Below are 5212 nucleotides of genomic sequence, written 5' to 3'. Positions count from 1 at the left end.
TCGTCCTGGCTGACCAGGCTTGTCGGTACGGGCCGCAGCCACTCGCGCAGGGCCAGCAACTCCTCGCTCGAGCAGGCCGCCGCGGCCTGACGGTAGGCTGGGTGGTCGCTGACGAGCGCGCGGCTGGGCTGATGGTCAATGACCATCAGCTCGTCGAAAGGCCCGAGGGTGACAAAAGGTGACGAGCTTCCCTCCCCCAAGGGCGAGACGAGCTCGAACGCCTCTTCGCTGTCGATACCGAGGTGCAGGCCGACGCCGCTGCGGTCGTCGCCCGTCGTCTCGATAAGCAGGAGGTTGTCTCCGGCGGTCAGCTCGAGCGTCAGATAGCGCTCGGGGTCGGTTCCCGTCCAGCGCGTGGGGTCGATGGGCGCACCGTTCACGAAACACGCGCCGCAGACGCTGGTGGTCGCCAAGGCTGAGCCGAGCGTCAGGCGGGCGCTTTGCGGCAGCCTCAAGACGGTGGCGAGATAACCCGCGTAGCGCACGGCGTTGCTGTGGTTGACGCTGTCGGGCATCATCTGCGCGCAGATGTCGATGGTGGCGGTGGTGGCGAGCGGCTTGACCGCGCGGAGCGAGACGACGCGCGACGGGTAGAGGGGTTCTTCGCTCAGATGCGGGATGTCGCGCGGGGTGAGCTCGGTCCAGGGCGGGGTGCCGACCGGCCCTACGGCCTCAGCCCGCGCCCACGCGCTGTCGTCATAGTCCGGCCCCTGCCAGGCGTCGTCCCAAAGGCGGGCGTCTACGCGCTCGGCGAAGCCGAGTTGCACCGACATGCGCGGGCTTCTGGGGTCGTGGCCGGCGTGCAGCGCGCTCTTCCAGCTCGAGTCGGTGACGACGGTCGTCACCTTGGCCGCGTGCGTCAGCTCGAGCTGCGCCAGAAGCCCGCCCCGGCCGCGGAGGTACTGGAAGCTCGAGACGCCGTAGTGCATGACCAAGACCGCCAGGACGTTGGCCCTGCCGGGTTTGAGAAGGTGGCCGACCTCGTAAAGGTCGAAGCTCTGGAGGAAGGGCCAGGAACGTGCCGGGCCGCGCCCTAGGCGCACACCGTTCAGGTAGAGGACGTAGCGCGAGTCGGCGGTGATAGCGAGTCGCGCCCCGTCCCAGCCCAGCGGCGCCTCGAACGCCCTGCGGAAGCAGCGCCAGGCGTTGCGCGGGCTCGCCTCGCCGTCCGCCCAGATCCACTGTGCTCGCCAGTCCATCACCTGGTCCATCGCCTAGTCCATCACCTAATCCATAGCCTGGTCGAGAGGCGGCGGCGCGTAGTCCGCCTCCAGCCGCGCCCACTGCTCGAGCAGCCTGTCCGCGTCCCTCTCGCGCCCTTCGCCGCGAAGGCGCTCCAGATAGGCTGCGGGCGCGCCGATGATGGCGGGCGCCTCGCCCTGGATATCGCGCATGGGGTCGGGCAGGCCGGTCGCGGCGACGTTCTCCCGCTCCCAGCTCACGAGCAACGCGTCCATCACTGCGACCTGCTCGGGCAGCCCCTCGGCGAGGTCGTTCGTCAGATAGGGGTCGGCGCTCAGGTCGAAGAGCATCCGCGGCGGGTAGAGGTAGTAGCTCGGATGGTAGGAGCGCACGAGGAGCCAGCGCCCGTCATAGACCGCGCGCTGGCGGGTGTGGAGGCCGTGCGAAAAGACGAGGTGGTCCCTGGGCTGGGCGAGGTCGCCGCCCTTCAGAAGCGGCAGGAAGCTGCGCCCGGCCCAGCCGGCGGGAGGCTCGAGGCCGAGCGCCTCTGAGACCGTGGGCGCGAGGTCGATATTGAGCAGCAGCTCGTCGCGGACCCGGCCCGCCGCGCCGTCGGTGACGCCCGGCCAGCGGACGATGAGGGGCACGCGGTTGGTCGCGGGGGTGGCGGCGCCGTGCTCCATGTACTGGCCGAGCTCGCCAAAGGCCTCACCGTGGTCGGCGGAAATGATGACGGCCGTCTCGCTCAGGACGCCCTGAGCCTCGAGCACGTCGAACACTCGCGCCAGATGCTCGTCGAGGTAACGGATCGCGCCGTCGTAGCCGTTCACCAGGTGCTCGAAGTCGGCGCGGTTGCCCACCCTGTCGGGCATGGTCGGCACACGGCTCCTGCCGAAGCCCTCGTGCGGGTTGTCCGCCCACAGCGTCCTGGGGGTGCGGATGCCGACGAGCGCTTGCTGCGCTTTGATGGTGGCCGCGTCGGGCCAGGCGGGCGCGGGGTGTTCGGCCATCTTGTGCATGTACTCGAGCGGTTCGGTGTAGAGCGTGTGCGGGTCCCAGTAGTTGAGGTGCAAGAACCAGCCGTCCTCGCCCGCAAAGCGCTCGAGCCAGGGCAGCACGGCGGCGTTGACCTCAATGGCGTCCTCGTTGCCGCCCTTCAAGCTAGCCAGATGGAACTCCCTGAAGCCGAAGTGAAACCAGCCCGCGTAGTGGCGGTCGGCGAAGCTCGAGAACGAAATTGTGCGCATGCCCGCGTGCAGCAGATGGTGCATGAAAAAGGGCGCGTCGCCGTAGCGCTGAGCGTTACCGTAGCGCATGGTGCTGCCTTTGGGCGTGTTCTCGTGCGCGACGACACCGTTTTGGATGCCGGGGCGGGCGCTCATGAGGGCCGCGCGCGAGGGCACGCAGGGGCTGTCCGAGGCGAAGAAGTTGGTGAAGCGGACGCTCTCCTTGGCAATAGTGTCCATCATCGGCGAGGTGGGGCGGGCGTAGCCGTAGCAGCCCAGGTGATCGGGCCGCAGCGAGTCGATGTCGATATAGAGAATGCGCAAGCTCAGGCCTCCTTGGGTGAGACGGCGTCAGGACTTTTTTCCTTGGTGCCTGGAGGCACAAGAACGGGTCCCTCGAGCAGCGGGTCGCTGGTGTCCTTCATCCAGCGCTCGAGCCTCCCCCGCATCTCGGCAAGCACCGCCCCGTGCGCCACGTCGAGGGCCAGGTTTTCCCCTTCCTGCGGGTCAAAGACGAGGTCGAAGAGCCCCTCGAAGGGCCGCTCGCGCCCTTGCCAGCCGTGCCCCAACCATTCGTCCTTAGCAAGGCTGTCGTCGGTGTTGGACAGGACCGGGTGAACGCGCTCGCCGAAGCGGCGGATGTACTTGTAGCGCTTCGTCCGCACCGCCCGCTGCGGGTCGTAGGCGACGTGGTGGGTGACTTCCCCGAAAACCGCGTCGTTCACGTCCTCCGTTTCGCCGCGGATGAGGGGCATCAGCGACCTGCCCTGAAGCCATGACGGCGGCGGAAGCTCGAGCAGGTCGCAGAGCGTCGGGAAGAGGTCGATTTGCGAGACCAGCGCGTCCGAGACTTTGCCGCCGGAAAAGCCGCCGGGGCCGCGCATCATCAGCATCACGCCTAGGCCGTGGTCGCTCAAGCTGCTCTTCATGCCGGGCAGGGGCAGGCCGTGGTCGGTCGTGCAGACGACCAGGGTATTGTCGGCCTGGCCGCTGCGCTCAAGCGCCGCCAGCACCTCCCCCATGCCGCGGTCCAACGCCTGAGCGGCCATCCGGTAATCCGCCATGTCCCGGCGGGTGCGGGGCGTGTCGGGCAGAGGCGCGGGCGGGGCGGCATAGCGCGGGTCGCCCCCCTCGTAGCCAAAGGCGGTGGGGCCGGGCAGCAGGTGCGTCTCGACGAAGCCGACCGACAGGAAGAAGGGCTGGTCGTGAGGGCGCTCGAGAAAGGCCACCGCCGCGGGCGCGACGTGCTCGGCCTTGGCGCTCTGGGTGGGCAGGAGTTCGCGGTAGCCGATGCGCGCGGCGCCGCCCGGCTCCGGCGCGACGTGCTGGACGCCGACCAGGGCCGAGGTGTAGCCCGCCGCGTGCAGGGTGTGAATGAGGTGCTGGCGGTAGTCGTTTAAGAGCCAGCCGCGGTGGGTGAGGCCCATCATGCCGCTGCTGTGCGCGCTCTGCCCGGTGAGCAGCGCCGCGCGGCTCGGCGAGCAGGTCGGCGCGGCGCAGTAGGCCTGGCGGAAGAGGATACCCTCCTCGGCGAGGTGCTGGAGGTTGGGCGTGGCTACCGCGTGGCCGTAGGGCTCGATAGAGCGGCCGGTGTCGTGCGAGTGGAGGTAGAGGATGTTGGGCCTTTTAGGCATCGGCGGAGACTCCTTCCCTTGCGGGCGGCGTGGTGGCCGCGGCGCCGTACACCCTTTCGCCCAGGACCGCGACGGCGGCCGACGACCAGCCGTGGTGCGGCGGGGTGGGGTAGCGCTCGAGCGGCACTTCCGTCCCGCCCGTCACCACGTTGTACTTCTCCCAGAGCTTGCCGGTCTTGGCGTATTCGCCCAGCATCAGGTTGAGGAAGGCCCCGGCAATCCGCCGGGCATCTTCTTGATAGCCGTAGGCGCTGAGGCCGTCGGTGACGACGATGTGCATGGGCGGCCAGCCCGCCGGGCACTGCCACTGGAGGTGCTCGAACTCGGGATGCGGGCTCGAGTAGGCTCGGTCGGTGAAGGCCAGACCGCCGGGGTGCTCGAAGCGCCCCAACTGAAGGGCGAGCCGCTCGGCCTGAGCGGGGGTGGCGACCCCGGCCCAGAGCGTCCAGTAGGCGCAGAGCGAGCGGACGGGCAAGCGCTCGCCGCGCAGGTAGTCGTACTCGAAGAAAAACCCCTCGTCCTCGTCCCAGCAGAGGGCACGGATGCGCTCTGCCCGAAGCTCGGCTTCCTCGAGCCAGCCTTCGGCCTCCTCGCGGCGGCCCAAGGTCTCGGCCAGCCAGGCCAGCACCCGCCCGTAGCGTACCAGCGCGCAGTTGACGATGAGGGGAACGCAGCCCCGCGCGTCGCCGCCGTAGAGCGCGCAGAAGTCGAGGCCCGTTTCGGCCTCGCTCGCCAGCTCCGCCCGCAAATTGGGGTCGCCGAGGTCGCGGGCCGTCGCCAGGCCGGTCGGCGTCCGGTGGTGCGCGGCGTTCCAGTAGCCCTCGTACTCGAGCCTGAGCAGCGGATACGCCTGCATGAGCAGGCCGGGGTCGTCCTGGTGTTGCGCGTAGTGCCACACGCTGTCGGCCAGGAGCGGTGTCTGCGAGCGGCTGAGGTAGTAGGAGCGGTTGCCGTTTAGGACCATGCCGTAGCGCGCAATCATAAACAGGTGGTTGAGAATATGGTTCCTGACCAACTCAAAGCGACCGTGAAGGAGCAGGCCGCGGTTGATAAAATAGCTGTCCCAGCCGTACATTTCAGGAAATACGGTCTCGCTTCCGCCGGCGGTACTGTAGGGATGGGGCAGAAAGAACAGCGTACCCTCTTCGTCGGCGCGGACGTCCTCTTCTT

The 5212-nt window shown here is 68.7% G+C and carries 4 protein-coding genes; all 4 read right to left on the bottom strand.

The features are described from left to right. The coding region (locus tag M3498_19060; GenBank protein ID MDQ3461369.1) for an alpha-L-rhamnosidase N-terminal domain-containing protein at positions 1-1211 on the bottom strand (1211 nt) is incomplete at its 3' end. 15 nt (positions 1212-1226) lie between these two features. Next, positions 1227-2732 (bottom strand): sulfatase-like hydrolase/transferase, encoded by a 1506-nt coding sequence (locus tag M3498_19055; GenBank protein MDQ3461368.1) that lies wholly within the window; start codon positions 2730-2732, stop codon positions 1227-1229. 2 nt (positions 2733-2734) lie between these two features. Beyond that, positions 2735-4042, bottom strand: coding sequence for a sulfatase (locus M3498_19050; GenBank protein MDQ3461367.1), 1308 nt, complete (start codon positions 4040-4042; stop codon positions 2735-2737). Beyond that, positions 4035-5212: alpha,alpha-trehalase (locus M3498_19045; GenBank protein MDQ3461366.1), on the bottom strand; the 1178-nt coding region annotated here is incomplete at its 5' end. The genes M3498_19050 and M3498_19045, both read right to left, overlap by 8 nt.

This window comes from Deinococcota bacterium (assembly GCA_030858465.1).
Classification (GTDB): domain Bacteria; phylum Deinococcota; class Deinococci; order Deinococcales; family Trueperaceae; genus JALZLY01.
The sequence above is the reverse complement of the archived record's forward strand: the minus strand, read 5'-3'. Positions and strand labels throughout refer to the sequence as shown.